General features: G+C 35.3%; 24 protein-coding genes. 13 read left to right on the top strand and 11 right to left on the bottom strand.

From position 1 onward, the window contains the following. Window positions 1–46: 46 nt before the first annotated feature. A complete protein-coding gene (locus tag DPQ89_RS00975; RefSeq protein ID WP_127714243.1) occupies window positions 47–3,253 on the bottom strand; it encodes a S41 family peptidase in 3,207 nt (1,068 codons plus the stop codon). Window positions 3,254–3,413: 160 nt separating this feature from the next. On the opposite strand from DPQ89_RS00975, the gene DPQ89_RS00970 reads away from it, so the two are divergent. The 5 genes from DPQ89_RS00970 to DPQ89_RS00950 all read left to right on the top strand — a co-directional run bounded on the left by DPQ89_RS00970 (window position 3,414) and on the right by DPQ89_RS00950 (window position 9,054). After that, window positions 3,414–4,541, top strand: a complete 1,128-nt coding sequence (locus DPQ89_RS00970; protein WP_127714241.1) for a cysteine desulfurase family protein — start codon at window positions 3,414–3,416, stop codon at window positions 4,539–4,541. Window positions 4,542–4,547: 6 nt separating this feature from the next. Then, complete coding sequence (gene thiI, locus DPQ89_RS00965) at window positions 4,548–5,750, top strand: tRNA uracil 4-sulfurtransferase ThiI (protein WP_127714239.1); 1,203 nt, start codon at window positions 4,548–4,550, stop codon at window positions 5,748–5,750. 153 nt (window positions 5,751–5,903) lie between these two features. After that, complete coding sequence (locus DPQ89_RS00960) at window positions 5,904–8,168, top strand: carboxy terminal-processing peptidase (protein ID WP_127714237.1); 2,265 nt, start codon at window positions 5,904–5,906, stop codon at window positions 8,166–8,168. After that, window positions 8,168–8,395: a hypothetical protein gene (locus DPQ89_RS00955; protein ID WP_127714235.1), complete on the top strand. Its 228-nt coding sequence runs from the start codon at window positions 8,168–8,170 to the stop codon at window positions 8,393–8,395. Before DPQ89_RS00960 ends, DPQ89_RS00955 begins: the two co-directional genes overlap by 1 nt. An 8-nt stretch (window positions 8,396–8,403) precedes the next feature. Continuing rightward, window positions 8,404–9,054 carry an RDD family protein gene (locus tag DPQ89_RS00950; RefSeq protein WP_127714233.1) on the top strand — a complete coding sequence of 217 codons (651 nt, stop codon included), beginning with the start codon at window positions 8,404–8,406 and terminating at the stop codon, window positions 9,052–9,054. Between the two features lie 22 nt (window positions 9,055–9,076). Here DPQ89_RS00950 and DPQ89_RS00945 read toward each other — a convergent pair whose 3' ends face one another. After that, window positions 9,077–10,165 (bottom strand): type IV pilus twitching motility protein PilT, encoded by a 1,089-nt coding sequence (locus DPQ89_RS00945; RefSeq protein WP_127714231.1) that lies wholly within the window; start codon window positions 10,163–10,165, stop codon window positions 9,077–9,079. 4 nt (window positions 10,166–10,169) lie between these two features. Next, the gene (locus DPQ89_RS00940; protein ID WP_127714229.1) at window positions 10,170–11,426 is read right to left on the bottom strand and encodes a C1 family peptidase; all 1,257 of its coding nucleotides are present in this window, start codon (window positions 11,424–11,426) and stop codon (window positions 10,170–10,172) included. Window positions 11,427–11,524: 98 nt separating this feature from the next. Here DPQ89_RS00940 and DPQ89_RS00935 point away from each other — a divergent pair, with 98 nt between their 5' ends. Beyond that, window positions 11,525–12,505 carry a glycosyltransferase family 9 protein gene (locus DPQ89_RS00935; protein ID WP_127714227.1) on the top strand — a complete coding sequence of 327 codons (981 nt, stop codon included), beginning with the start codon at window positions 11,525–11,527 and terminating at the stop codon, window positions 12,503–12,505. Here the strand turns inward: DPQ89_RS00935 and DPQ89_RS00930 are convergent. Together DPQ89_RS00930 and DPQ89_RS00925 are read right to left on the bottom strand one after the other, a co-directional pair. Next, window positions 12,486–14,135: a hypothetical protein gene (locus tag DPQ89_RS00930; protein ID WP_127714225.1), complete on the bottom strand. Its 1,650-nt coding sequence runs from the start codon at window positions 14,133–14,135 to the stop codon at window positions 12,486–12,488. The genes DPQ89_RS00935 and DPQ89_RS00930 overlap by 20 nt on opposite strands. Then, complete coding sequence (locus DPQ89_RS00925; RefSeq protein WP_127714223.1) at window positions 14,128–15,060, bottom strand: DnaJ family molecular chaperone; 933 nt, start codon at window positions 15,058–15,060, stop codon at window positions 14,128–14,130. The genes DPQ89_RS00930 and DPQ89_RS00925 overlap by 8 nt, the downstream gene beginning before the upstream one ends. 64 nt (window positions 15,061–15,124) lie before the next feature. Between DPQ89_RS00925 and DPQ89_RS00920 the strand changes: the two genes are divergently transcribed. Then, window positions 15,125–16,126: an enolase C-terminal domain-like protein gene (locus DPQ89_RS00920; RefSeq protein WP_127714221.1), complete on the top strand. Its 1,002-nt coding sequence runs from the start codon at window positions 15,125–15,127 to the stop codon at window positions 16,124–16,126. On the opposite strand, the gene DPQ89_RS00915 is transcribed toward DPQ89_RS00920, so the two are convergent. Further along, window positions 16,123–17,370: a hypothetical protein gene (locus tag DPQ89_RS00915; RefSeq protein WP_127714219.1), complete on the bottom strand. Its 1,248-nt coding sequence runs from the start codon at window positions 17,368–17,370 to the stop codon at window positions 16,123–16,125. The two genes, DPQ89_RS00920 and DPQ89_RS00915, sit on opposite strands and share 4 nt — an antisense overlap. Before the next feature lie 170 nt (window positions 17,371–17,540). Here DPQ89_RS00915 and DPQ89_RS00910 point away from each other — a divergent pair, with 170 nt between their 5' ends. From DPQ89_RS00910 to DPQ89_RS00900, 3 genes are all read left to right on the top strand, one after another. After that, window positions 17,541–18,326, top strand: coding sequence for a hypothetical protein (locus tag DPQ89_RS00910; protein ID WP_127714217.1), 786 nt, complete (start codon window positions 17,541–17,543; stop codon window positions 18,324–18,326). 80 nt (window positions 18,327–18,406) lie between these two features. Beyond that, a complete protein-coding gene (locus DPQ89_RS00905; RefSeq protein WP_127714214.1) occupies window positions 18,407–19,810 on the top strand; it encodes a LysM peptidoglycan-binding domain-containing protein in 1,404 nt (467 codons plus the stop codon). Window positions 19,811–19,842: 32 nt separating this feature from the next. After that, window positions 19,843–20,979, top strand: coding sequence for a glycosyltransferase family 1 protein (locus tag DPQ89_RS00900; protein ID WP_127714212.1), 1,137 nt, complete (start codon window positions 19,843–19,845; stop codon window positions 20,977–20,979). On the opposite strand, the gene DPQ89_RS00895 is transcribed toward DPQ89_RS00900, so the two are convergent. From DPQ89_RS00895 to DPQ89_RS00875, 5 genes are all read right to left on the bottom strand, one after another. Further along, window positions 20,966–21,355, bottom strand: a complete 390-nt coding sequence (locus tag DPQ89_RS00895) for a biopolymer transporter ExbD (protein WP_127714211.1) — start codon at window positions 21,353–21,355, stop codon at window positions 20,966–20,968. The two genes, DPQ89_RS00900 and DPQ89_RS00895, sit on opposite strands and share 14 nt — an antisense overlap. A 9-nt stretch (window positions 21,356–21,364) precedes the next feature. Beyond that, on the bottom strand, window positions 21,365–21,883 hold the full coding sequence (locus DPQ89_RS00890) for a MotA/TolQ/ExbB proton channel family protein (RefSeq protein ID WP_127714209.1): 519 nt from the start codon (window positions 21,881–21,883) through the stop codon (window positions 21,365–21,367). A 62-nt stretch (window positions 21,884–21,945) separates the two neighbouring features. Beyond that, entirely contained in the window at window positions 21,946–22,554 is a 609-nt protein-coding gene (lipB, locus tag DPQ89_RS00885; protein ID WP_127714207.1) for a lipoyl(octanoyl) transferase LipB, read from the bottom strand. Next, window positions 22,554–23,492, bottom strand: coding sequence for a lipoyl synthase (gene lipA, locus DPQ89_RS00880; RefSeq protein WP_127714205.1), 939 nt, complete (start codon window positions 23,490–23,492; stop codon window positions 22,554–22,556). Before lipA ends, lipB begins: the two co-directional genes overlap by 1 nt. Before the next feature lie 79 nt (window positions 23,493–23,571). After that, window positions 23,572–23,931 (bottom strand): CBS domain-containing protein, encoded by a 360-nt coding sequence (locus DPQ89_RS00875; RefSeq protein WP_164848206.1) that lies wholly within the window; start codon window positions 23,929–23,931, stop codon window positions 23,572–23,574. A 231-nt stretch (window positions 23,932–24,162) separates the two neighbouring features. Between DPQ89_RS00875 and DPQ89_RS00870 the strand changes: the two genes are divergently transcribed. From DPQ89_RS00870 to DPQ89_RS00860, 3 genes are all read left to right on the top strand, one after another. After that, complete coding sequence (locus tag DPQ89_RS00870) at window positions 24,163–24,480, top strand: HPF/RaiA family ribosome-associated protein (protein ID WP_127714201.1); 318 nt, start codon at window positions 24,163–24,165, stop codon at window positions 24,478–24,480. A gap of 203 nt (window positions 24,481–24,683) precedes the next feature. Further along, window positions 24,684–25,067, top strand: a complete 384-nt coding sequence (locus tag DPQ89_RS00865) for a hypothetical protein (RefSeq protein WP_127714199.1) — start codon at window positions 24,684–24,686, stop codon at window positions 25,065–25,067. Window positions 25,068–25,191: 124 nt separating this feature from the next. After that, window positions 25,192–26,016 carry a flagellin gene (locus DPQ89_RS00860; protein WP_127714197.1) on the top strand — a complete coding sequence of 275 codons (825 nt, stop codon included), beginning with the start codon at window positions 25,192–25,194 and terminating at the stop codon, window positions 26,014–26,016. The last annotated feature ends 25 nt before the right edge of the window (window positions 26,017–26,041 follow it).

Here is a 26,041-nt window from a genome sequence, read left to right as displayed (position 1 = left end):
AACTATATATATTTAGAGGGACCAATGGGGTCCCTCTGAAAATTAGCTATAATTTCGGTAACTTAGGGGCACGAAGAATAGGTCTGTTCTTCGTATTCAGCTTTAAGGGAGGCCTTACTTTTAAGTCTTTAAGAATAACCTCTATCGCCTTGTCTAGTTGAGAGTCAATGCCTTTTCCCCATTGCTCTGGTGTAATGTCGACCTCAATATTTGGATCTGTTCCATAGTTTTCCACATCAAATCCAACATCTTTGAACCAGAATGAAAATTCGGGCTGACTTGTGAGAGAGAAATCATTTAGATAATGCCTTGGCCAAATACCTATAACTCCTCCCCAAGTTCTCTTTCCTATGAGCTTCCCAAGATTTAATAACTTAAAACAGTGTGAAAAAATATCTCCATCACTTCCTGCGTGCTCATTAGTAATACATACAAGAGGCCCATTCACTGAGTGAACAGGGTAGTGGAATTGTCCAAACCATCTGCTTTGATTGAAAGCAAGTACTTTTTGCTGAAGTTCTTTCAGTAGTAATTGAGAGACTGAACCACCTCCGTTGTACCTAACATCAATTACGAGTCCATCACATTCATGTTCAACGCTATAGCTTCTCCAAAACTCAGAAATACCCTTTAGAGACATATCTGGAATGTGAACATATCCTAGTTTTCCTCTAGATTTTTGTTTTACATAGGACCTGTTTTGCTCTACCCATTGTCTATACCTTGTATGAGTCGAAAGTTTGTTTGCAATTAAAGAGATATTTTCTTTTCTTCTTTTGTTAGATCTTTTAACGAGAAGACTTATTTCAGTACTGGCCTTGTTTTCTAGTAAAACTTGTAATGAGTTGGCATCACTAAATTCTTCGCCATCTAGTGAGTATATATGATCACCAACTTTTAGAGAAACTGCTGCCTTAGAAAGAGGCGAGTCGTGACCTTTTACCCAACTATCACCATTGTAGATTTTTGTGATCTCAAAAGATTTCGTTCTTGGATGGAAAGTGAATTCAGCGTCTAGAGATCCTACGGGGTTTGATGTCGGGCCGTTTGGATAATCTCCTCCAAACTCATAAGCGTGGCTTGTTCCAAGCTCTCCTTGCATCTCCCAAATCAAATCACTCAAGTCACTTCTGCATTTCACCTTAGGAAGTAGAGAGTGGTACTTTTTGTAGACAGATTGCCAGTCTATTTTCGACATATCTTCTGTCCAAAAATGCTCTCTTTGAAGAATCCATGCTTCTCTGTACATCTGCTTCCATTCTGCTACAGGGTCTAGCTTTATTTTAATTCTCTCTAGGTCTATCCATCCATCTTTTTTACAGTAGTCATCACCACTGGAAACTTTAGACTCAAGGTCAATTAAACGAAGTTCTTCTTCAGTTTCAATGAGTAGATACTTACCATTTTTCTTGTACGTATCGACATTAACATCTTTGAGCAGAGTTTCTACTTTCTTATCTTTAAATGAAAAACTAAGCAGATTGTATTTGCCTTCTTCCCATCTCATTTCATTAGGGTCACTTGGTGTGATTGTAGATTTAAAAATATAGAGAGTATCATTATGAACAAATAAATCTTTTAGTCCTCCTTGTTCGATTGGAAGAGCTTCAATTCGATTGTGCAATGTAGACCAATCTATTTTTATTTCTTCTTCATTTATTTCTTTTTGATCTTCCTCTTCTTCATTAGAAATTTCAAAATTCATAAAATCTTTGTGAGGAGATAGATTTTGTTCTAATAGTGGCATTGCATACACTTTAGTTAGAAATGGAAAGCCAAGTTGAAATAGAACTTCGGATCCTGTCGGATTGAACTCTCTTGCTCCGATAAAGAAAAGTGTCTTTGAATCTTTTGAAAATGTCGGTGCATAATCAGTTAAAACATTGTTAACAGTACGGTGAGATTTCTTCTCTTTCATATCGTAGATTTTAATGATGTAGTCATTAATATTTTCTTTTTTGTGATAAGCGAGAAATCTTCCATCGTCTGACCACTTTAAATTTGAGATATGATCGTTCTCACTCTTATCAATAAGTGAAACCTTATTTTTATCGATATCAACTAGGAAAAGTTCATTTCGATTATTTGATATTGCAACAAATGCTTTTTTCGGATTAGATGCTATATCAAATACCTTTCCCCAATTCTGTTTTGTAACAAGAGATGTCTCTTCTTTTGTTGTGAGATCTAGAGTTACAAGATGTTCTTCATTCTCATCATCAAGCTTCATAGCACACACAGCTTCTGATTCATCACTCCAGATAATTCTAGATTTCTTATATCTTGCCGCTTCTGTTCCTAAGCGAATTGGCCCGCCTGACCACGGAGGAAGGAAAAAGAGTTTTCCACGCGAGTTAATCAGTAATTCTTGAGCATCTTGAGTAAGATCAAAATCCTGTAAGTAATCTAAGGCCGAAATAAATTTTTCTCTAGATTGTAAAAACTGAGAATTGACTTCAATAGTGAGCTTCTTAGAGATATTAGTTTCAAGATTCAATTCATAAATCTCAGCTCCACAACAATAAGAAATCACTCCATTTGAGTATGAAAAACTTCTTACATAATAATCCTCATGGTTTGTGTGTCTCTTCATTGATCTACCTGCCGGAGACATAGAGTAGATATTCCCATGTCCCTCATGATCAGAAATAAAGAAAAGTCTTTTTTCTATAAAGAGAGGATTTGCAAGATTGGTTTTAATATTTTTAAGAATTTGTTTAAAATGATCTTTTTTTGACTTCTTATACCAAAAAGTACCTGCCGTTCCTCCTCTGTAGCGCTTCCATCTCGCGGGGTCACCTGTGTGTCTTCCAATTACAATTTCTGCTTCAGATGAAGTCGTAATACAACTTGTCGGACCAATATCAACTCTTTTAAATGTAAAGTCTTGTGTGTTTACTTCATAAAGAAGCTTTTCTCTATCTGTAAAATGTTGATGTGAGGAGCTGACATACAATGTTTTATTATCTTTCCAACCTAAGAGGTTTGTATTTTGAAAGTGTGTGATTCTAGAAGCTATTCCACCTTGGGAGTTCATTAGGTAGACATTATTTTCTCCTGAGGTATTTGAGAGATAAGCAAGCTTTAGTCCGTCAGGGGAGATCTTCGGGTGAGTACTAATTCCTGGAGAAGAAGTTAATCTTGATGCCATTGAACAATTGTCACGATCAGTCATCCAAATATCTTCATCACAAACAAAATAGACTTTGTCGTTATGTATTTCTGGTAACTTGTAGTATCCGATTTGTGTCATTTAACACTCCTTAAAAAGTCATAAATTTTTATAAAGATAAGTGTATCGAAATTCCTAAGATTTACCATAGGCAACGAGAATAATAGCTAGATCCAGCTTTACGCACTTTGACAAAAAGTGATCACTGAGGCAAGATGCGCACTCAATAACAAGGACATACATGATTTATTTTGATCATGCCGCATCAACTAAAGTACTTGATGAGGCCAAGCAAATACTACTGAAAAGTATTGATGAAGATTTTGCAAATCCTTCTGCTGCTCATAAGTACGGCAAATCAGCTTTAAAGAAGATTGAAAAAGCACGCTTAAAAATATTGAAGCTACTTAAAGCATCTAAAAGTGATCAACTCGTTTTTCTTGGTTCGGCCACTGAAGGTAATAATTTAGTTATTAAGGGATTAGGCATTAAAGATAACGAGAAAATCCACTTCTCCAGAGGAGATCATCCTTCGACTGTTATGCCTGCTTTGGAAACCAATGGAATAAAAACTGATATTAGTTTAAATGCAGATGGTGATATCGATGAAGCGAAGCTAATGGAATCCTTGTCTGATCAATCTAGGCTAGTCGTATTTAGTCATGTTAATAATCAGTCGGGTAATAAGTATGATATTCTCTCTTTGGCCAAGAAGATTAAGAATTATCGAAGTGATATTCACATCCATGTTGATGGTGTTCAAGCGATCACTAAGCTTGGAGTAGATCTTAGCTCTTTTATTGATTCCTATACAATTTCCGGACATAAAATAGGAGCACCAAAAGGTGTTGCTGCTCTTTTTTTAAAAAATGGAATTGAGATTAATGCACAATTGCATGGAGGAGGTCATGAGAATGGTTTAAGATCATCGACTCTAAATACTCCAATGATTCTCGCTTTAGAATATGTAATTGAAAGTGGAATTAAGAATATTACTGAGAAAAATCAATCAGTAATGGCAATTAACGAGCTTATAAGGACTAAGCTTATTAATTCTGGTTTAGATATCAAATTTCCTTTTCCTCTAGAGAAGACCAGTCCATATATTTTAAGTTTTATTTGTCCGGGTGTATCGAGCGATATCATTCTAAGACACTTGGAGATGAAAGATATTTTTGTGGCCAGCTCATCGGCCTGCTCATCTAGAGCTAAAGGTTATAATGAAGGCTTTGCCGCGATGAAGATCGATCAAAGAGAACATAAATTTGTTTTAAGAGTATCTTTTAGTGAGAGTTCAACAATTGATGAAGCCGAAGAATTTGTAAGAGAATTTGAAAATGTAGTAAAAGAGATTAAAAGAATAATGTAGGTGAAAATGTATAAGAGTATAATAATTAATATAGATGAACTTTGGCTAAAAGGTAGAAATAGAAAGTACTACTTTAAAACTCTAAGAGACCATGTGAAGCTTGTTCTTAAGGCCCATGCAAAAGAACAAGTTATGGAATTAAAAAACGAGCAACAGAGGCTTGTTGCTAGAAGTGAATCTGGGTTTACTAATGATGCCATACAATCATTAGTTAAGGTTCCAGGGATCTCTTCAATACAGCCGGCAATTAGTATCGCTAAAGATAAGGACCTTATCCTTCCAACATTGATTGAAAAACTGGATCAAGAACTTGATAAGTCTGTGACAACTACCTTTAAGGTTAAGTCTAAACGAGTGGATAAAACATTTCCTCATAATTCTCTAGATCTTGCCAGAGAGCTTGGTCATTTACTATTAAAGAAGTTTTCATGTTTGAAAGTTAACGTGAAAAATCCAGATATCATGATTGATATTAAAGTCATGCAAGACTCGATTCTCATATCTACTGAAAAATTTACTGCAACTGGGGGGTTACCAGTACTCACAAGTGGGAATGTTGTCACGATGATCTCTGGTGGCTTTGATTCTCCAGTTGCAAGTTATATGATGTCAAAAAGAGGTTGTAGGCAAGACTTTATCTTCTTCTACGCTTATCCGTATGTAGGAGATGAAGTTAAAGAGAAGATTATCAAAATTTGTGAAGTTCTATCGCAGTATCAAAGAGGTTGCCGTTTATACGTTGTACCATTTGGTGAGGTTCAAAATAGAATTGCTAAAGATTGCCACGAAGAATATAGAACGATACTTTTTAGAAAGTACATGGTTCAGACTGCAAATTACTTGGCCGATAGAATCAAAGGTGATGCGATCCTTACGGGAGACGCTTTAGGTCAGGTATCGAGCCAGACCATGAGAAATATGTCTGTCATGGACTCTTGTTCTAGAAAAATTATTTTGAGACCTTTAGTCGGCTTCAATAAATTAGAAATTATTAAACTGGCACAAAAGATAGGAACTCATGATATCTCTATCATTCCTCATGATGATGCTTGTAGTCTATTCTCTCCGAAGCACCCTGTGATTAAAGCAGATTTTAAATATATGAATAGTTATCATGAAGAAAATGACTATAGTGAACTTCTAAAAAAGTGTCTTGATGAAGCAGAAGTGTATAAGTTCGATGTACTGGGTGAGTACGAAGAGTTATAAAATCTATACCCGTCTTTTCTAGGCGGGTACTGTCTAATTTTAAATTTAATGAGTTATATTTTCTCTCTTTAAGCGGTGAAGCTTTATAATTATGATATAAAGATGTAAAATTATTAGAATGTACCAATTCAAGAGAATAAATTCGGAGATACAATGAGAAACAAATTAAACCTTTTAGTTATTTTGGCACTTGCATTTAATCTGAGTGTATCAGCTAAAGATACAAAGACAATTGCACAAGCGAAAATAAAAAAAGAAGAGACCAGAGCGGTTGATCTTATAACTGCAGATACTAAAGCTGATCTCAAAAAAGAAAAGATTATTGGTAATATCATTCGAAATGCTCTTGAGAACTATCACTATATTGACCATAAGATTGATAAAGACCTCTCAAAGCAGGCCTTTGGAGAGTTCTTCAAGAAACTTGATTATGGAAAACAATTCTTCTTACAGAGCGATATAAAGAAGCTTGAGAAGTACAAAACTAAAATGCATGAAGAGATGATGTCGGGTAATCATGACATGGTTAACGATGCAATTAAAATTTTTAGAAAGAGAATTGTTGATGTTGATAAAGTTCGAAAAGAAGTTTTCAAAAAACAATTTACTTGGACAAGTAGTGAGAGATTTGAATTAGATCCAGACAAAAGAAAGTTTGCTGCTAACGAAAAAGAGTTGGCCGATCATTGGAGAAAAGTTTTCAAGCAAGCAACACTTGGAAGATATATTGCTTTAAAAGAAGAGCAAGACGACCTTAAAAATAATAAGAAAAAGCCTTCTAAGAAAACTAAGAAGAAAGCGAAGAAAGCTCCTAAGGTTAAAATCCTTACAGATGCTGAGATTAAGAAAAAGGCCCATGAGGCAATTTCTAAAAAGTATAAGAGCTTTTTTGGAAGACTTAGAAAAGATGACAGAATTGATTATCTTGAAAAATTCTTTAACGCAATTGCAATCATTTATGATCCGCATACTCAATACTTACCTCCAAAGAGAAAAGAAGATTTTGATATTGATATCTCGGGAAGTTTAGAGGGAATCGGAGCGGTTCTTTCTGAAGAAGATCCATATATTAAAGTTAATAAAATTATCCCTGGCGGAGCAGCTTGGAGAGAGAAGAATCTTGAAGTTGATGATTTAATTCTTGCTGTTGGACAGGAGACTGGTGACTTTGTGGATCTAGTAGGTATGAGAGTTGATGATGCTGTTAGATATATCAGAGGAAAGAAAGATACGATTGTAAGGTTACAAGTAAAGAAAGCGGATGGAACAAGACAATTAATAGAAATCGTACGTGATGTGGTTCAAATTGGAGAGTCATTTGCTAAGTCTTCAGTTTTAGAGCTTGAGGGGACGAATATGAAAGTAGGTTATATTCATGTTCCTAAATTCTATAGAGACTTTGATAATTCTAGTAATAACTGTACGAATGACGTGAGAAGAGAATTAGAGAATTTAAAATCAAAAGGTGTTGATGGAGTTATCCTCGATTTAAGAAATAATGGTGGTGGTGCTCTTGAAGATGCTAAGCAAATGTCGGGTCTATTTATAGAAGATGGACCGATTGTTCAAATTAGAAATCATGATGGGAAAGTAGATGTCTTAGAGGATACAGACAGTTCTGTAACTTTTAAGGGACCACTTATTGTTATGACAAATAGATTCTCAGCATCGGCTTCTGAAATTTTGGCAGCAGCTCTTCAAGATTATGGTAGGGCCGTTATCGTCGGAGGTGAGTATACTCATGGAAAAGGAACTGTTCAGGCAGTGCTTAATTTGAATCATGGACCTCTAATGTCAATGTTTGGTTCTGAGATTGGAGCTCTTAAGGTAACAATTCAAAAGTTTTATAGAATCACAGGAGGATCTACACAATATAAAGGTGTTACTCCAGATATTATTATCCCTGATCCATACGGATATACTAAGAGTAGAGAGCAAGATTTAGAATATTCTCTAAAATGGGACAAAGTAAGTGCAAAGCCTTTTACTATGTGGACTGAGAATAAGTTTGACAGAAAGAAGCTTAAAAACAGAAGTGAAAATAGAGTTAAGAAAGATAAGAGATTCGCAAAGATTAATGAATCTGTAGATTATCTAATTAAAAGAAGAAATGAGACAACTGTTTCTTTAAATCTTAAAGAAGTTCTTGAAGAAGATAAGAAGAATAAGGAAATCTCTGAGAGGCTCAAGTTAGATGAAGAGAATAAGAACCTAAAAGTTTCTTTTTATGATGAAAGCGTAAGGCTTCATGAAGAAATTAAAAAGGGTGACGAGAAGAAGTGGAGAAAAGGCTTTGAGGCGAGAAATGATGAGTGGGTAAAAGCACTACGTCAAGACGCTGGTTTAGAAGAAGCTATTTATATATTAAATGACATGGTTACAATGCAAAAAGGTAAGAAACTTTCAGCGGTGAAGTAATGAATATAGAAGATACTAGTTTAGAAGAAGTTATGAATAAGCTTGAAACAATGGAAGATGAACAATTGGCCGTTGTTAAATTAAAAGAATTCAATGATGCAACCAAAGAATTAGGTGAGTTATTAATGAATTTAAATAAAGATCTTAGTCATGATGAATGGAAAAAGAGATGTGATACGGCAAAGAAGAAAGTAGATGCCGTTGTAAATGAAATTTTTGAGTTATAAGGACTGAAATGAGTGATTCTGACAATGATGATTGGAACTTTAAACTAGATGATTCTGAAGTAAAGAAGACTCGTAGAAAAGAAAAGGTTAAACCTTTACTACAGTCTGCTCAGAAAAAAGAAATAAAGGTTGAAGCATCTGCTCAAGCAACTAGAAAGTCTAGAAGACAGCTGGCCAGGGAGGCCTCTGGAGGAGTGGGGATTGGAGGAGAAGCTTCAATTGATCCAGCTTCTCATCTAAAGAGAATTATTGCTTTTATACTTGATCTTTGTGTGCTCGCGATTCTCATTGCCGCCGGCCAATTCTGTATTGTCTTCTTTCCTGAAATTGGAAAAGATATAGAGTCCTTTCTTGGGCCAGAAATAATTTCTTCTATTCCGCTTGATGTAGGAGGTTTACTGGCAGCAGTAGGGCTACACTTAATACTCGTTATTCTACCAACAGCTTCGACGCAGCAGTCGATAGGTAAGAGAATGATGAAGCTAAAAATTGTTGGAGTTCAAGCACCTAAAGTTGCCTTAGGTGCAATATTTATACGAGAGTACTTCGCTAAACCCGTTGCTCTGTTCACTTTGATTGGTGTGCTGATGATTCTCTTTACAAATAAACGTAAGGGCCTACATGACTTTATTGCAGGAACTTCAGTAATAGATTGTTAATAACTCTTTGAGTAAGGAGTCCTTACTCAAAGTCTAATTGTTGCAAAAAGTCTGACTCCGACTCTACTGAAGCAAGCGCCTGTTCTTTAGTAATAATCCTATCGTTATAAAGATCCATAATATGTTGATCAAAGCTCTGAGACTCATTTCCACTTTTCCCTTTACCTTCTTTAATAATACTTAACATTCTACTCAACGGCTCTTCTCCACGAATACATTCTCTAATACCTGGAGTTGAAATCATGATTTCTTGAGCAATTGCAACTTTTGATTCCGTATCGGCCCTAAGCATTCTTTGAGAGATTGTTGCTCTCAAGTTCTCCGCGAGACGTTTTCTGATTTCAGGTTGTTCTTCTGGTGGAAACATCGAGATGATTCTTCCAATTGTCGTCGTAGCATTAGTTGTATGTACTGTTGATAAAACAAGGTGACCTGTTTCCGCTGCCTTTAGAGCAATGGCAATAGTTTCAGGGTCTCTCATTTCACCAATTAGAATGATGTCTGGGTCCTGTCTTAGAGCTCCTCTAAGGCCAGTTGAAAAATTCTCAGTATCTTTACCAATTTGTCTTTGAGAAATTCTCGCTTTATTACTTTGATGTACGTATTCGATAGGGTCTTCTAGAGTAATTATATGACAAGGTCTTTGTGCATTAATCTCGTTAATCATTGCTGCTAGAGTTGTACTCTTACCCGATCCTGTTGCACCTGTTACTAAAACTAAACCTCTTCTATTTGAGCTTATAGTTTTAATTACTGAAGGAAGATTCAAGTCATCTATTGAAGGAACAGATAACTTTACAATTCTTAGAACAATTCCAAGTTGACTGTTATATCTAAATATATTGTATCTTAAACGACAAAGGTTTTTGATCTCAACACCGCCGTCAAGTTCATCAATTTCATCAATATTTAGGTCACTTTGCTTGCTTGGAAGTAGAATTCTTATAATATCAGATATGTCTTCATAGCTAAATGGTTTTGATTGTACAGGGACTAGGTCGCCATTGATTCTCAGTCCGGGAGATTCACCAGTTCTGAGATGAACGTCACTTGCTTTATGTTGTACTGCAACTTTGATTAATCCTGCAAAGTTTTGAGGCGAAAATGCCATGCTATCACTCCTTGATACTTGTAATCGCTAAAAATGGGTTAGGGACTTTGTAGTTATTGAGCCACTTTTGTGTAACACAACCGTAACCACCCGTCGCCCAACCTTCGGACCAGCTATTTGCTACTATGAAGCAATCATTACCTTCTTCTCTAATATTCTTTGGAACTCTCATATACCCAACAATTAATAGTGCGTGTCCATTTGCATGCTCATCCATTCTACCATTAACTAAAGAATCTTTGTAAGATATGATTCCATTAGTTTTGTAAAAATTTGGAGAGAGTTTAAAACCAGCAACAATTGGAATATTGTTATTTAAAGTTTCAAAGATCTCTTTCGTTGAATTTATTTTCTTGTAGGAATTAACTTTAACAATTCCCTGAGAACATGATTGCTTAAAGGGGATCTGTGTTTCATTTCCTGCAATTGGAGTACTCACATAAGGGCAGTCTTTCTCAGAAGGGATATTCATTTCTTTTGAATTAATACTGTCATCATAGGCATAGCTTATCCAGCTGCCTTTCTTATTACAGGGGCTTGTTTGGCAATAAGGTTTCGAGGCCCAGTATATATATTGCTCAGATAGATTGGTCTTAGCTCCCTTTTGGGCGAGGGCAATCTCTATTGCTCTTGTTCCTGCAAAAGCGCTGCAAGTAGGTCTATTTCCTTGGTCTCTAATATTTATTTCTAGAGCATCTTTGACTATAAAGTATTCGGAAGCTGGCGCCTGCGCAAGGTCTGTTTCCCACTTCTTTAGTGCAAATGATTGAGAGGTACTCTCAAGCTCAAAAGTATTATTCTTATATATTTTTACTCTTGAAAGAAACTCTTGTCTTTTTTTCTTCCACTGCTCAAGAGTTTGTCTTTCTTGCTCCTTCCAGCTTGAGAGTGTCTGCTTATTCATTCTTTTCATTTGGGCCAGGCCCTCTTGTGCCTGTTGATAGATAGAGCCTTTACTGTCTGATTTAGAAGTATTAGTTTCTTTATTTTTTTGGTTCATCTTTTGAAGCCTGTCGCGATTGGCCTTTTTCATTTGCTCTATCTTAAGCTGACCTGGTGATAGCTTCTGAGAAGTTTTTTGATCTTCTTGAACCTTGGTCTCTTTTTTGGCAGGCTTTTTTACAATTGGCTTTTTAGTAATATTTGCTGGTAACTGGTGTCCAATATTTTTCCATAGATTAGAGATAATAATCTCTGATTGTGTCGCAGAGTGTATATACGCAGAAGTAAGCAGCAGATGTAGTATAAAAATTTTTTTCATTTAGATATTTTAGTTATTTTTTAATAACTTTGTAAAAAAAAGAGAACTTTAAATGAGTAATTTAGTAAAACTAACTTATTTGCGGTAATATAAATCAAATGACTAAAAAAGTATTAATAATAAGATTTTCAAGCTTCGGGGATATTGTACAGTGTATGAGTGCTCTACCTGCTCTCAAAGAGGACTTTTCCTCTGAAATACATTGGGTAACACGTAGTGATATGGAAGGTTTGTTGAAATTGACGCCCATGGTTGATCGTGTGTGGAGCTTTGATAGAAAATCTGGTTTATTAGGTCTGATTAAATTAGGACTGAAACTTCGAGCTGAGAAATTTACTCATATTTATGATGCTCACTCAAATATTCGTTCTCGTATTTTATGTACAATACTATTTTCAATTCCTACTTTAAGAAGAAGTAAGGAGAGATGGAAGCGATTTCTTCTATTCAAGCTTAGAAAAAATACATTTGAATGGCCTTATAAAGGAGTTCTTAGTTATTTAAGGCCATTGAAGAGTTGGAATATTTCAAATATTGAAACGTTGAAATCATCTCAATGGAGCTTTGATCGATGTAGCCTTCCTAAAGAGTTTGATTCTTCAAGAGTTCTGCTCGCTCCATCTGCCGCGTGGGAGATGAAGAGATGGCCACTTGAGCATTGGAAGAAGTTAATAGAGTTAAATCCTAACTTAAAATTTAATATTCTTGGAGGACCATCAGATAGCTTTTGTCAGGAGTTAGAAGATATGGACCCAACAAGAGTCTCTAATTTTGCAGGTAAGCTATCGTTGATAGAGAGTTGTTACAGCGTTGCAAAGTCTCCATTAATTGTCTCGGCCGACACAGGTCTGATTCATGTTGCAGATCATTTGAATGTTAAAGGTATTTCCTTAATTGGTCCAACCGCTTTTGGTTTTGTCACAGGTGATCAAATTGAAACTTTAAGCGTTGAACTGGATTGTCGGCCATGCACAAAAGATGGAAGAGGGAAGTGCTCACAAGATGTCTGGCGTAAATGTATGGTTGATATTACGCCAGAAAGAGTTTCTAAATCAATTGCTAGTCTTCTGTATTCATAGTGTAGCTCTTTCTCATTTCCCACAATAAATGACTAATGAAAGGTCTTCTATTTTCTTTTGTTGAAATCATAATGAGTTTCGTTATTTTTAAATTAGTAGGATCTGAAAATAGAAGTATAAGCATTTCTTGAATATAATTGGTTGAAAGAGTTATGTAGTTATCTGTACCAACTCCTAATCGTACACCTTTTTTCTCCCACCATGAAAATGGGTGGTCTTTATAATCTGGAAAACAGCCTGTTAGTTTTAAATTCGAAGATGGTAGGGCAACAAGTGAGACCTGTTTATTTATCATACGGTTTAAAACATCGTGTTGATAGTGTTCAACTTCTCTTGCCGTATGAAATTTTGTTTTAGTAAAGCTGATGACTTCATCAGCAGAAAGAGTGACACCTTTTAGTAGTTTTTCTTTGATAGTTTCGTCATACCACTCCATATCTACTATCTCATTATACTCTTGTGTATTTTCTATAAGAGCTTCAGACTTTCTATTCTTTTCAAGAACTCTTTGCAGGAGTGAGTGATAATAGAAGTTAGGATTAATTCCAAGGCTTAGGCCATGTTCAAGGGTATCGATATGCCAAATATTCATAGCATTATCTACTGATTGAACTCCTTTTTTCAAAGTCTTCCAAGTTTCCCCATGGTGAGACCTAATTTGGAACCCATTGTATTGTAGGCGCCTTAGGCCAGATTTCATTTGTTTAAAATGCACTTTTCTATAGAGTTCTCTCTCATCTCCAACTGTATCAACTTCACTTACATATGGTCTTAAATATTCATACTTATCTAAAATTTCTAATAGTGAGTTTACTTGTGATTCAAAATGTTCTTGTTTTGAAGAGAAGTTTTCAGTGTCATAGAAGTTATTTTCCTTTCTAAAGCTTGGAGATAGGATGAATTTAAAAAATGAATTCTCTTTTTGAAACTTCATAAATCCTTCATAGAGTCCAAGTACAACATCTTCTTCCGTTATATTCTCTAGCCCTGGAATCTGTTCTGTCTCAATAGCGGTAGATCTAGAGAGAGTAAACTTTAATCTTATCTGTCCTACGTTGTAATTCTTGTAAAGCTCTTCGGCCATATGATAAGCAGCATCTATATGTGCTTGCTTATCAACGAGAACAAGCTTAGCAAGATAAAGGATCTGGAGATATCTACCAAACTGCTCTCCGTCTTTTAACCTGATAAGATCATCAACATCTTCGACACTCGTTATTGGAATTGAGCTTTCTCCATATACGTCAGCAATTTTCTTTTCATATATTTCTTTATTTGGTCCCTCGAGTAAAATCTTTAGTCTTGGATAAATAAATTCAGCATTGAGAGACCCTGTTAGATGAATATGTTCTTCATTGTATGGAATAGGGAAGTTCTTAAAGAAACCAAAAAGGGCTTCCGCAACGGGATGGGTAAGTAGGGTATCAATATCAACTTCATCGATTTGAAAACCTGTTAGTAGATGACTAAATTCTAGAATGGATTTTTCTAAGAGTGTGTACTCTCTTCCTGCAACAGAGTAGAGCAGTAGCTCTAAAGTATCCCTTAGCGATATTCCATTGGTCTCACTAATAATTTTAATAAACTCTATTTTCAATTGCTCAACGAGTTGCTCTCTCTTTTTATTCATTTTCTACCTGTTCAGTTAAAATATTATAGGCTTCATTTATAATGGAGAGATTATGATTTAAAATCTCTAGAAGATTTTCATCTAGATTTAAAGAGCTGAATTTATCTGGATGAACTTGAGACACTATATTTTCATAATATATCTTTAGTTGATTACCATCAATTTCAGAATCTAGCTTCAAAACTTCCTTTGCCCAATCTTTGTTCTTATTACTACTTAACGGCACAATAGGGGCCAAGCTTTTGAAAAGAAATGCGTTTTTTGACCAATCTTGAAAGAAATCTTCGATTGATAGTGTATTTATATTGAGTTTGTTGAGTAATTCCTCCTGAGTAAAAGACTCAAGTTCTGCCTGTATAGATTTAATGTCCAGGCGATTAACTTCATTGATGTCATCAGTGATAAATCTATAAAGAGATTTTGCAGAATAATTAGCATTAATAGTATTAAGTACTAGGTCATTTTTTTGAGCGTTATAGATATTTACCCAGAGAACATACTTGTCAAAGATTTTGAAAAACGTATCTTTGTTTAGTACCTCTTCGTCACTCTTCGCTAAGAGTGAATGTATAAGTGGAGCTAGCCTTTCATTATATAGAGGCTTGCCAATAAGCTTGGTTGTCTTGGGGCAGTACTCTTCTTTTGGTGCTCCCCACTGTAAAGAGGAAAGTACTTCTTGTACATATTGAAAGTTCACTAAATTTACTTTTGATAGGTCTTTGGGGGTCTCTAAGAGTTCTCCTCTTCTTAGTTGTCCCTCTTTCACTTTTATCAACTCGTCGAGCTCAAAACCTTTAGATGGCTTGTGGCCAGTAAAGCGTTCAACAAAGTAAGCTGAAACTCCAGGTCCAACTACTTTTAAAATGATTAAGATAAATATTAGTAAAACAATATATTGCGATATGTCTTCAACATTTAATTTCATACAAATTCTACGGATAATGTTAATATAGTATGGATAGTTTAATTTGTCGGAGTACAGTTGTCACATGAGTAATTGGAATTTAAAAGAAATAGATTTGCCTCTGAAGTTTACATGGTCCATTTCTAGAAACTCTTCACCTAAGAAGACTAACTTTATAGTCGAATATAAGTCTAATAGTGTTTTAGGATTAGGAGAGGTTGCTTTTAATGTAAGATATGGAGAAACAATTGAATCTGTAAGAGCAGAGTTTGAAAGATTTAAAATGTTATGCCCAAACTCTATTACAACTCTCGGTCAGCTAGAGCCAGTATTTAAAGAAGCTAAGGTCTGCAACTCTTTGAGGTTCGGCCTTGAGTCTGCCTTTATCCATAATATGGCACATATTTCAGAAATTCCTGTATCTAAAATAATTGGTGCCAATACAATCTCGAAAGTAAAAACTTCTTTCTCTCTACCAATTATGGAACCAGCTTTGGTTTCAAGTTTTGTTAAAGATCATAACCTCACTCGCTTTAGTTCTCTTAAATTAAAAGTAGGAGGTCAAAGTGACCTCGAGCTAGTTAAAGAACTTTCTAAAGTTTATGACGGCCCGATCAGACTGGATGCTAATGAAGGATGGGATAATCCCGAGTTAGTAATGAAATGGTTAGAAACTGATTTGAGAGGAATCAATATTGAGTTTTTAGAACAACCTTTTAAAAGTAGTGCTCATCAAGAGTATCTAGAGCTTAAGAAAATAAGTCCTGTAGAAATTATTGCAGATGAATCTTTGATAGATGGAGAGGTAAATAGAGACCTTGCTAATCAATTTCATGGTGTAAATATTAAATTGATGAAGTCTGGGAGTTATTTTAAGGCCTTAAACCAGCTTAGAACTGCAAGAGAGTTAGGGCTCAAGACCATGGTCGGCTGTATGATTGAAAGTTCTCTTGGAATAAACTCTGCTATGAATATCGCCTACGGAGCTGATTATTGCGACCTTGATGGCTTCTTAATCCTGGAAAAGGATCCTTATAGTTATGTTTATGAGGATGGTGGTACGATCTTTTTGAATCACTTACATTAGAAAAAGAATCTAAAATCGATTTCATATTGAGAGTGTTTCGGAGTATTTCTTCCGGCTATCTTCTCTTGAGCTCTAAGTGAAATACCTAATGGAATAGGGAAAACTTCCATCCTGTAGAGATTTACTGTGCTAAAGTTTGCAGCGAGTTTTATATAGTGCGATTCACTATCTGTATTAATGGCAAGTATTTCATTGGCCAAAGTGTATTCAGATTCAAAAGTTGATTTAAATTTTTTATCTAAGGCATAGGCCGCACTAAATGAGAACCAATTTGTAAACCCATAGCTTGGACCAAAGACAACTGAAATCTTATTTCCTAACTTCTCATTAACTACGGCCTTTTTTGTAGACAGAGGAAACTCGTAGCTATCAGGAATTCTGATCTCCTTATCTTTTGCAAATTGATATGTATATCTAATTCCAAGATCGAGGTCTAGTCGTCTATACATAAAGCTTTTACCCATAAATACTTCAGCAAAAACATCCGTCTGTCCGTCTCCAAAGGCAATGTCTTGAAGAATATCTGGATGATCTGTTCTTCCGGTAGGGAGAACTACACCTCCAGCAATGGCGATACCTGCTCCTTTCCAGTCCGTAAGGCGGTACATTGCTCCAACTTCAACATCTCCAAGACCTTGTCCTTGCCAATTACCAATTGGTTTGTAGTTATAATAATTCACAACTACAGATTGGAGTAGTTCTTGTTTAGCGTCTGGAAGTTGCGCTGTAATATCTCTTATAAGTTTTTGATCAGCGCTTAGCTGGGTATTTTGATTCAACTGTTGAACCGTTTGCTGGTGATTATTCCCCTGAGTTCTGTGAATATCTAAATTTACATTCGCTTTATAAATAGGCATTGAAAAATAGGCCGTTAATCTGTCTGTGATTCCCCAGCCTGCACCGAAACCATTTACGGTTACCTCTCCAGAGCCTTGAGCAGAATATTCTCCAAAAGTGAAGTCTTCATAGGCCTTAGGATTGATTGCCTTGAGTTGCTTGAAATACTCTTTCGTAGCTTGATTTATACTCTCAAGAGTTTTGGCCGTAAGACCTTCTTTTAGAGCGTAAGAACTCTCAGAGGCATTTGCACCATATGAAGAAGTAATATCTCCGGTAAAGACATGTCTATACCCTCCAACACGTACACCTTTAGGAAGAGTTGCATAACTTGTGGCAAGTGAGTTTACACTTATCAATGTAAGTACAAGCCCAAAGCAATAGCGTTTTAAAGATGTTTTATGCATGGTGTTATTTTAGTGTAAATTTAGTTTATTTTCACTTGTATTGAAAAAAATACACTGCCTGTAAAGTATTGTAATTAATAGGTTTTATAGGTTTGAAATTTGTACAATTAAACTTGATTACTTTATTTATTGTGCTATAACGTGACGCATTGTAAATCTAATGGATTATTATGAATTTGATTAAAATCACCATTCTTCTTTCACTTTGCCTAATGGGAATCTCTTGCTCAAAAGAGAGTATTACTCCTGCTTTTGGTATTGAAAAGATCTCGGACCAAATTGGAGATATCTCTCTATCATATGATGTTGATGAGGAGGTAGATGGGTTTGGTGGAGAATTTAGTGATGTAGGTGGTGATGATGTAGGTTCAGTTTTAAGACGCTTGGCCACCAGCTTTGCTGATATTGAACTTCGTGAAAATGGCGGGGCCTTTGTAGAGATTCCACTTCAGGTTTTTGAATTTCCCGAACTTAAAGATATAGACTTTACATATATAAAGGAAGTTGAGTTTACAACTGTTCAGGTAGACCTAATTGATACAACATCAACAGTAGAGGTCTCTGAAGAAGCGAAAAGTGAAGAGAATGAACCAACAAATCCTAGTTTAAGCCTAGACTTCGTCCAAGAGCTTCAGGTTTTTTTAATAGTAGACTCAATGCCAGACACAATACCAAATATTTCACCGACCTATATGGAAGGTGAGGAGCCCAATACAATTTACTCAGGTAAAAAGTCGACACTTCTGTTTAGTTATTCTCAAAATGATAAAGAGGAGGTTAAGTGTGATAGTAAGTGCATAAACTTAAAAATTGATCAATCTAAAATAAAAGATATTCTTAAACAAAATACGAACTTCATTATTGATATTCGTCTGAAAGTAGGCGCTGTGCCTAAGAACAACTTAAAGCTCAAGACACGATTTGATTTCAAAATTAAGTTTGATCCTGGTTTTTAGTCAAAATTTCCGCGTTTAATTGTCCATCACTTTTCGTTAAAATACTAAGTAAACGTTCTAATCATGAAGGATCTTATTTAGTGAAAAAAACAAGCAATTTACTTTTCTTATTGGCCCTTTCTAGCTGCTCTCATATTTCTCCAATCTTTAAAAAGAAAACAGAGGCTCCTAGGAGTATTAAGCAATTAACATCCGAAAAAACTTATAAGAAAGTTGAGAAGAAACACTTTGTTAAAAAGGAAGTTATTGAAGTCGAGCCTGAGAAAGAAGATCTCATTTCACTAATTGAGCCAAAGAGAGAAGAAGTTCAAAAGCCATTAGTGTCGAATTATTCGTCTAATGATGAACATAATCTTGAATTAAAGTATGAGAAAAAGCATTATGACTTCTGGCTAAAGTATTTCTCAAAAAGAGAGCCGGCCAGATTTAAAAGACATATGGCCAATGGTTTAAAGTTTGAAAAAATAGTCAGAGATGTATTCGAAGAACATGGACTGCCTGCAGATCTATTCTTTGTAGGTTTAATCGAATCTGGCTTTAATACACATATACGCTCTCATGCCTCGGCAGTCGGACCGTGGCAGTTTATTAAAGGAACTGGAGATAGGTATGGTCTAAAAATTGATCGTTACCTAGATGAAAGAAGAAATATATATAAATCTTCTCATGCTGCTGCCAATTACTTTAAAGACCTTTACAATATTTTTGGAAGTTGGGAACTTGCTCTTTGCGCATATAATGCTGGAGAGTACAGAATTATCAATGCTATTCGTAAAGGTAATACGAGAGACTATAGGGAACTTGTAAGAAAGAAACTTATTCCTAAAGAAACAATTTATTACGTTCCAAAAGTTGCAGCAGCGAGACATTTATTCAAAAATAGAAATAAATATGGCCTACATGTGAAGAGAAAAGGTGAAGCATTTTATTTGAATGTTGATGAGGTTGTTGCAAAGAAGTCTCTCTCGATAGACGACTTATCAAGGAAAATGAATATATCACTTGCTACACTACGTAAGCTTAATCCAGAAGTTAAGAAAAGCTGGATTGCAGTAACGAGAAGAAGACCTGTGACACTTTTACTTCCTAAGGGACAAGCTGAGAAGTTTGCATCTCTGAATTTCTCTAAGAGATCGCGCACAGTGGCCAGTAGAAAGAAGTCTGTATCTCAAAGTGTAAGTACTACATCTAGTTCAGTCTATAAAGTTAGGCGTGGTGATAACCTTTATAAAATATCTAGAAGGTTTAATTTACCTATTAAGAATATCAAGACTGCAAACGGACTAAGATCTTCTAAAATTAGAATAGGGCAAAGATTAAAGATTCCAGTGAATGGTACAAAGTATACGGTAAGAAATGGGGATAATTTAACTCATATTGCAAAGAAGTTTGGAGTATCGATAAAAACTCTTGTTGCCGCTAACAATTTAGATGGTCATATTATCTATAGAGGTCAGAAGCTATTCATTCCTAGTGAGAGCTAGGCAAAGACCTATATATACGCTAGTATAAACTTATGAAGATAGGTTTTGACGGTAAAAGAGCTCTCCATAATCTTAGAGGGCTCGGCAACTATAGTAGAACATTAATTAAAAGTTTAGATATTCACTTTCCTGAAAATGAATATCTTTTATTCTCCCATCCTGCTAAGAGTAAGGAAATAATGTCTTGGCAAGAAGGCCTAAGTCATTCAACCAAAGTAATCGGTCCACAAGGCTTTCTAAGTAAGTTGTCTCCTTCTCTTTGGAGAAGCGTTCTTTTAAATAGAGATTTGAATAAATTCGACCTAGATGTCTACCATGGCCTAAGCCATGAGATTCCACCAGGTATTAATAAATCCAACTTTTTAAAAGTAGTTACAATTCATGATCTACTTTACTTAAAGTTTCCTCAAAATTTTAAATATATTGATCGCAAGGTCTATCATAAGAAGTTTCTCTACAGTGTTCACAATGCAGATATTGTGATTGCTATTTGTGAACAAACTAAAAGAGATATAATAGAGTACCTAGGGGTTGATGAAAAAAAGATTTATGTCGTCTATCAGAGTTGCTCTGCGGACTATTACGATACTTGTTCGGATGACCAGTTAGCATTAATACGTGATAAATATAAAATCTCTAATGATTTTGTCTTCCACGTTGCCTCGATGGAGCCAAACAAGAACACTCTGTCCATTGTTCAAGCATTTGACAACGCTAAAAACGATATTGAAGAAAACCTTATACTCGTCGGTAGAGGAGGAGAGTATAAAGAGAGGGTGAAAGATTATATTAAAGAAAAAAATCTTTCTAATAGAGTAAGGATCTTAGAAGACGTTCCGACTGGTGATCTTCCTGCACTATATCAACTAGCAAAACTATTTGTTTTTCCAAGCTTTTATGAAGGATTTGGTATTCCAATCTTAGAGGCCCATTTTTCAAGAACTCCTGTAATTACTTCTATTGGAAGTTGTTTCCCTGAATCAGGAGGACCTGATGCCAAGTATATTGACCCAGCGAGTGTTAAAGATATATCTAATAAGATGGTTGAAGTCCTAAGTGATGTAGCACTACAAAAAGAAATGGCCCTAAAGGGCCATCAATTTGTTCAGAAATTTCATTGGAAGAATACTTCTCAAGCATTATTAAATTTGTATTCTACTCATCTGTAATAAGTGACACATTTGTTAGTTCATACTTTTTCAGCTTTGCTATAAGTTGAACCACTCTATCATACTTAACGTCTTTATCAATTCTGAGGTCGATTGGTATGGTTTTCTTAGTAACTGACTTTAGAGACTCTTCCATACTTTCTAAAGTGATTTTTTTACCATTGTAAGCAATTTCCGACTTTGATAATTCAATGTAGATTGTCTTATCTTGCTTTTGGACAGATTCACCTTTTTCCGTTTTAGGAAGGTTAAGTAATAGGGCCATCTCATCTTTTTTAAAAACAGTTGAAACCATAAAGAAAATAAGTAGTAAGAAAACTACATCAATTAGTGGAGTAATATCTGGCGCCGCAGCTTCTCTAGATCTTTTCTTCACATTTAATCCTTATAATACTTTAGAGAGGAGTTCTTTTTCTAACTTAGTTTCAAAGTTATCTAACATTCCAAGTAAATAGTTATGACCGATATAGTGAGGGATTGCTACAATCATTCCCCCTACTGTTGTTATTAAGGCCATAGAGATACCTTGCGCAAAGGAGGCAGGATTGTTTAAACCAGTTTGAGACATAACTCTAAAAGCAACCAGAACACCTATAACAGTACCAAGTAAACCCAGTAGAGGAGAAATAGAAGCAATAATCTTAACAGTATTTAAGCCTTTTTCTAGCGAAGAGATATGACCTGATAGCTCTTGTTTAGCAAGTTCAATTGTTGCATTGACATCATTTCCACTTAAAACACTTTTAATCTTATTCTTTAGCTCTTCAGTTACTTCAGAAGTTCTCGCGCCCTCTTTAGTAAAAATGAAAAACTTAGAAATCATTATGGCAAAACCAATGACGTTTAAAGCAAGTAGAATATACATAATGATTCCACCCTGCTCAATATAATCAATAACTCTCATTAAAACTCCTTTAGAAAATTAGTCTACCACTATTGTCATAAATTTAGGTATTTTTGGCAAATTTAAATCTTAAGAAGTTCAAGAAGATTCGAAGAAAGTTGCTTTTCAAAAGTAAAACGCTCAACTTTATGACCTAGAATTTCTTCAAGCGAAGTCATAACTTTAACATTGAGCCCGCATGGGTTTATGCCTTTAAAAGCATCTTTATCATAAAAAATATTGATGGCCAGGCCATGGTAGGTAATCCATCTTTTTATCGCTATTCCAATTGATGCTATTTTATGGTCTCTTATCCAGACTCCTGTATTGTCTGGATCGCCCTTGGCTTCTTTTACACCAAACTCTTCAAGAGTCTTTACCATTGCAAGTTCTAGGTTTCTTAAGTAAGCATAGATATCATTCATTCTTTTTTCAAGATTAAGAATAGGGTAGATTACTACTTGGCCAGGCCCATGATAGGTGGCCTTTCCACCGCGGCTTATTTCGTAAGTTTTTCCTTTCCATCCTGTGAGGTCACTCATTGAAGATTTCTTGCCTAAAGTTACAACACTTGGATGATGACAGATAAGTAATACTTCATCACGAGTTCCTATCAAAACTTCCTCTAGATAGTTCAGTTGAATATCAAGTGCTTCTTTGTAATCAATAAGACCTAAGTTAATAACTTCCATTATAGATCGGCTAGACTTGGAAACTTATTTGAATCAGGTTTCTGGCGGTCTTTTTCAATGACACCTTTTAAGAAATATTCACCGGCCTTATAAGAACTTCTTACCAAAGGTCCCGACGCAACATAAAGAAAGCCCATCTCCTTGGCGACTTTTTCCCAATGAGAAAACTTCTCTGGCGTTACATATTCATAGATTGGCAAGTGCCTAGCTAGTCTTTGAGTAGGAGAGAGATATTGTCCAAAAGTGACGACATCACAATTTACTGATCGAAGATCTTTTAGAGTTTGTAGTACTTGTTCGTCTTTTTCTCCAAGTCCTAACATGATAGATGTTTTAGTATATCTAGTAGGGTCTATTTCCTTTACCATTTTTAAAACACTAAGTGATTGGGCGTACCCACTTCTTCTATCTCTCACTCTTTTTGTAAGAGCTTCGACTGTTTCGATATTGTGAGCAAATACATCTGGCTTGGCCTTGATTACTCTGGCTATTTGTTCTTTGTTAGCACTAAAGTCTGGAGTTAGAACTTCAACAATCATATCTTGATTATTTTCTTTGATGGTTTCTATGGTTTTAGCAAAATGATCTGATCCACCATCTTCAAGGTCATCTCTGTCAACAGAGGTGAGGACAACATAGTTTAGATTCATTTTAGAGATAGCATTTCCTACCTTTAAGGGCTCATCATGATCAAGAACTCCTTTTGGATTTCCAGTTTTTACTGCACAGAATCTACAGGCACGAGTGCAAGTATCTCCCATGAGCATAAAAGTAGCAGTACCACCTTCCCAGCATTCTCCCATATTTGGGCAGAGAGCTTCTTGGCAAACAGTTACAAGATTTAGCTCTTTGAGCATATCTTTGATTTCAAAATAGCCTTTACTTGTTGGGGCCTTTACTTTTAACCAGGCAGGTCTTTTTGGTGACGTGTTAGACATAATTTTCTCCAGTTTTAGAGTTATCAAAAACCTTAAAATAAGGCCATGAAAACATGCTAAATACTGGAGAAGTAGGGTTTTAACACAGTGTGGAGAGAACTTTTAATGCATCAATCCAAGTAAATATTCCAGCTAACTTTCCATTTTCTTTTACCAGTGTGCATCCATACTTTTTTTCTGCCATTGTTTGGCAAACTTCTTTCAGTGATGTGTTTGTGTCAACTATATATGGATCGTAAGTACATGCGTCTTCCACATCGATTTCTTCAGGATTCATACCATCAAAACTTTCAATAAACCTGATGTCTCTGTCACTCAATATTCCGATAAGTTGACCACCTCTAAGTACCGGTAGGTGTCTTACGCCGAGTTCATTCATTTTACTTTGCGCAAAAACTAGATTCTGCTCAGCACTTATTGTATGTGGTGAGGGAGTCATAAATAATCCAACTAACTTCTTTCCCATAGTATTTCCTTTATTATAACAACTTAGCTACTGCATTAATGTACTCTTAAGTCATAAATAAAACTATGATTTAGATCAATAATCGAGTTGACACAAAATTGACATACAACTGACAGCGGCCCTATGGCCTTTTTCTAATATGAATCCATAATAGTATTAGAAAGAGATAAGAACTTTAACTTATCTTATTAATACGGAGGTTATATGAAATTAGCTTATCAACGTTTAAATAATTCTGAAGCTCTAAACGAATTTGTAAAAGAAAAATTTTCTGAAAATTCATTTTTTAGAGAAAAGTTTTCTAATGTTAAAGTTGTTTTCTCCAAAGAAGCTGAAATGTACAAAGCATCTCTTAGTTTTGTAGCTAATGGAAAAAGATTTAAACTAGTAGGAAAGGCAAGCAATGCATATGCGTCTGTTGCAAAAGTCTTCCTTAAAGCTAAGAATGCTTTCCCAAAGAAGATGAATAACAAAAGACGCCTTCATTCTAAAAGACCAATGTTCTCAGAGCTTGCAAGCTAGTTTTCGCTTGTAAGTTTTGGTTCTCTCTCTGTCTCGACCCCAGAAAAAGAGTGGTGGCTTTTTCTGGGGTGTTCTTTTAAATAAATACCCATATTTATCTCGTTTATTTCATTGTCTAAATACTATACGGCCCTATAAATTTTACTCCTGATTACTAAGTAATTCATCTTAACTGTTAATATTACTTATCTAAGGAGAATATAATGAAGAAGTTTTTAATTATTTCAATATTTGTTCTATGTTCTAATACCTTTGCTGGTATTTACAAAATCTATGATAACGAAAAAGAATGCACTCTTTACTTTTCTGAAAGTAGCTCTTTTTCAAAAGATATTGATATTCAAAAATTAAAACGAACAAGCGTTAGCGCTGCTCTTGTCTTTCAAAAGAGTGATGATAGATTTAACTTAAAAGGTTTATGGTCATTTATGCCATTGGTTCTTTCTGTTAATTTAGAAGAAGATAAGGAACAACACTTTATGGGTAGTACCTTCGAGTCTATCTGTCTTTCAGCAGATAAGAGAGTGATTTACTCTGAAGTTGGTCGACGTTTATTCAATAACTTAAATGATTTAGACCGAGAGTAGTTTTCTCAATTGCTCCTGTCTTTATGGTATAAAGTTCCGGTGGTCTAATTTTTCCTCCGGAAAATACTTCCTTAGCTCCAATGCTCCGAAATGTTCTTTAAGGCATATTGCGCCTTGGAGAAAAATGAGAATTAATACGAACACAAATTCAATGTTAGCTCTGAGAAATTTTCAGAACGTTAGCACAAACCAAAAGAATGCCCAAAGCAAAATGGCATCTGGTGATCGTATACAGTCTGCGGCCTTTGACCCTTCTGGTTTGGCCATTTCTGAGACAATGAACGCTACAATTCGTTCTCAGTCTCAAGTTAAAAGAAATATTAATGATGGAGTGTCATTACTTCAGGTGGCAGAAGGTTCTCTTAGTGAGTTATCAAATTTAGGTATCAGATTGAGAGAATTGGCCATTCAAGCTTCCTCAGATACTGTGAACGATGAAGCTAGAGTTATGGCAGACTACGAGTTTAGAAGCCTTAAAGAGGAGATTAAACGCTTAACATCTTCTAGCAAGTTTAATGGTAATCATATCTTAGATGGTAATAGTAATTATGAATTACAAATTGGAACGAATAATGATCCTTTCCAAGATAGAATTGAATATAATCTTTCAAAAATACTAGATGCTAAGTCGAACTTTGGTTTAGACACAATTGATTTAAGAACAAAGACTTCTGCTCAAAACTCTATTTCTAAAGTAGATAAAATGATGCAGCAGGTGGGAGAGTCTAGGGCAAAGATTGGAGCATCTCAAAATAGACTTGAGTCAATGTTTGCTAATCTACAAGTAGGTCAAGAAAATCTAATCAGTGCTAAGTCGCTAATTCGTGACGCTGATATGGCAAAGGAATCTGCTGAAAATGTAAAAGGTAGTATCCAAAAGAATGCTACAGTTATGATGATGCAGACAGTGAACTCAAATCCATCTAAAGTTTTAAAGTTGCTTGAATAAAAAAGACCCTCTTGCGAGGGCCCTT

It is taken from the genome of Halobacteriovorax sp. HLS (assembly GCF_004006665.1).
In the GTDB taxonomy this organism is placed as follows: domain Bacteria; phylum Bdellovibrionota; class Bacteriovoracia; order Bacteriovoracales; family Bacteriovoracaceae; genus Halobacteriovorax.
Note: the sequence above shows the minus strand (reverse complement) of the source record. Positions and strands in the feature narration are given on the sequence as shown.

Excerpts from the sequence above, each read along its gene's own strand:
- DPQ89_RS00975 (WP_127714243.1), bottom strand. The coding sequence starts at position 3,253 with ATGACACAAATCGGATACTACAAGTTACCAGAAATACATAACGACAAA.
- DPQ89_RS00970 (WP_127714241.1), top strand. The coding sequence starts at position 3,414 with ATGATTTATTTTGATCATGCCGCATCAACTAAAGTACTTGATGAGGCC.
- thiI (WP_127714239.1), top strand. The coding sequence starts at position 4,548 with ATGTATAAGAGTATAATAATTAATATAGATGAACTTTGGCTAAAAGGT.
- DPQ89_RS00960 (WP_127714237.1), top strand. The coding sequence starts at position 5,904 with ATGAGAAACAAATTAAACCTTTTAGTTATTTTGGCACTTGCATTTAAT.
- DPQ89_RS00955 (WP_127714235.1), top strand. The coding sequence starts at position 8,168 with ATGAATATAGAAGATACTAGTTTAGAAGAAGTTATGAATAAGCTTGAA.
- DPQ89_RS00950 (WP_127714233.1), top strand. The coding sequence starts at position 8,404 with ATGAGTGATTCTGACAATGATGATTGGAACTTTAAACTAGATGATTCT.
- DPQ89_RS00945 (WP_127714231.1), bottom strand. The coding sequence starts at position 10,165 with ATGGCATTTTCGCCTCAAAACTTTGCAGGATTAATCAAAGTTGCAGTA.
- DPQ89_RS00940 (WP_127714229.1), bottom strand. The coding sequence starts at position 11,426 with ATGAAAAAAATTTTTATACTACATCTGCTGCTTACTTCTGCGTATATA.
- DPQ89_RS00935 (WP_127714227.1), top strand. The coding sequence starts at position 11,525 with ATGACTAAAAAAGTATTAATAATAAGATTTTCAAGCTTCGGGGATATT.
- DPQ89_RS00930 (WP_127714225.1), bottom strand. The coding sequence starts at position 14,135 with ATGAATAAAAAGAGAGAGCAACTCGTTGAGCAATTGAAAATAGAGTTT.
- DPQ89_RS00925 (WP_127714223.1), bottom strand. The coding sequence starts at position 15,060 with ATGAAATTAAATGTTGAAGACATATCGCAATATATTGTTTTACTAATA.
- DPQ89_RS00920 (WP_127714221.1), top strand. The coding sequence starts at position 15,125 with ATGAGTAATTGGAATTTAAAAGAAATAGATTTGCCTCTGAAGTTTACA.
- DPQ89_RS00915 (WP_127714219.1), bottom strand. The coding sequence starts at position 17,370 with ATGCATAAAACATCTTTAAAACGCTATTGCTTTGGGCTTGTACTTACA.
- DPQ89_RS00910 (WP_127714217.1), top strand. The coding sequence starts at position 17,541 with ATGAATTTGATTAAAATCACCATTCTTCTTTCACTTTGCCTAATGGGA.
- DPQ89_RS00900 (WP_127714212.1), top strand. The coding sequence starts at position 19,843 with ATGAAGATAGGTTTTGACGGTAAAAGAGCTCTCCATAATCTTAGAGGG.
- DPQ89_RS00890 (WP_127714209.1), bottom strand. The coding sequence starts at position 21,883 with ATGAGAGTTATTGATTATATTGAGCAGGGTGGAATCATTATGTATATT.
- lipB (WP_127714207.1), bottom strand. The coding sequence starts at position 22,554 with ATGGAAGTTATTAACTTAGGTCTTATTGATTACAAAGAAGCACTTGAT.
- lipA (WP_127714205.1), bottom strand. The coding sequence starts at position 23,492 with ATGTCTAACACGTCACCAAAAAGACCTGCCTGGTTAAAAGTAAAGGCC.
- DPQ89_RS00875 (WP_164848206.1), bottom strand. The coding sequence starts at position 23,931 with ATGACTCCCTCACCACATACAATAAGTGCTGAGCAGAATCTAGTTTTT.
- DPQ89_RS00870 (WP_127714201.1), top strand. The coding sequence starts at position 24,163 with ATGAAATTAGCTTATCAACGTTTAAATAATTCTGAAGCTCTAAACGAA.
- DPQ89_RS00865 (WP_127714199.1), top strand. The coding sequence starts at position 24,684 with ATGAAGAAGTTTTTAATTATTTCAATATTTGTTCTATGTTCTAATACC.
- DPQ89_RS00860 (WP_127714197.1), top strand. The coding sequence starts at position 25,192 with ATGAGAATTAATACGAACACAAATTCAATGTTAGCTCTGAGAAATTTT.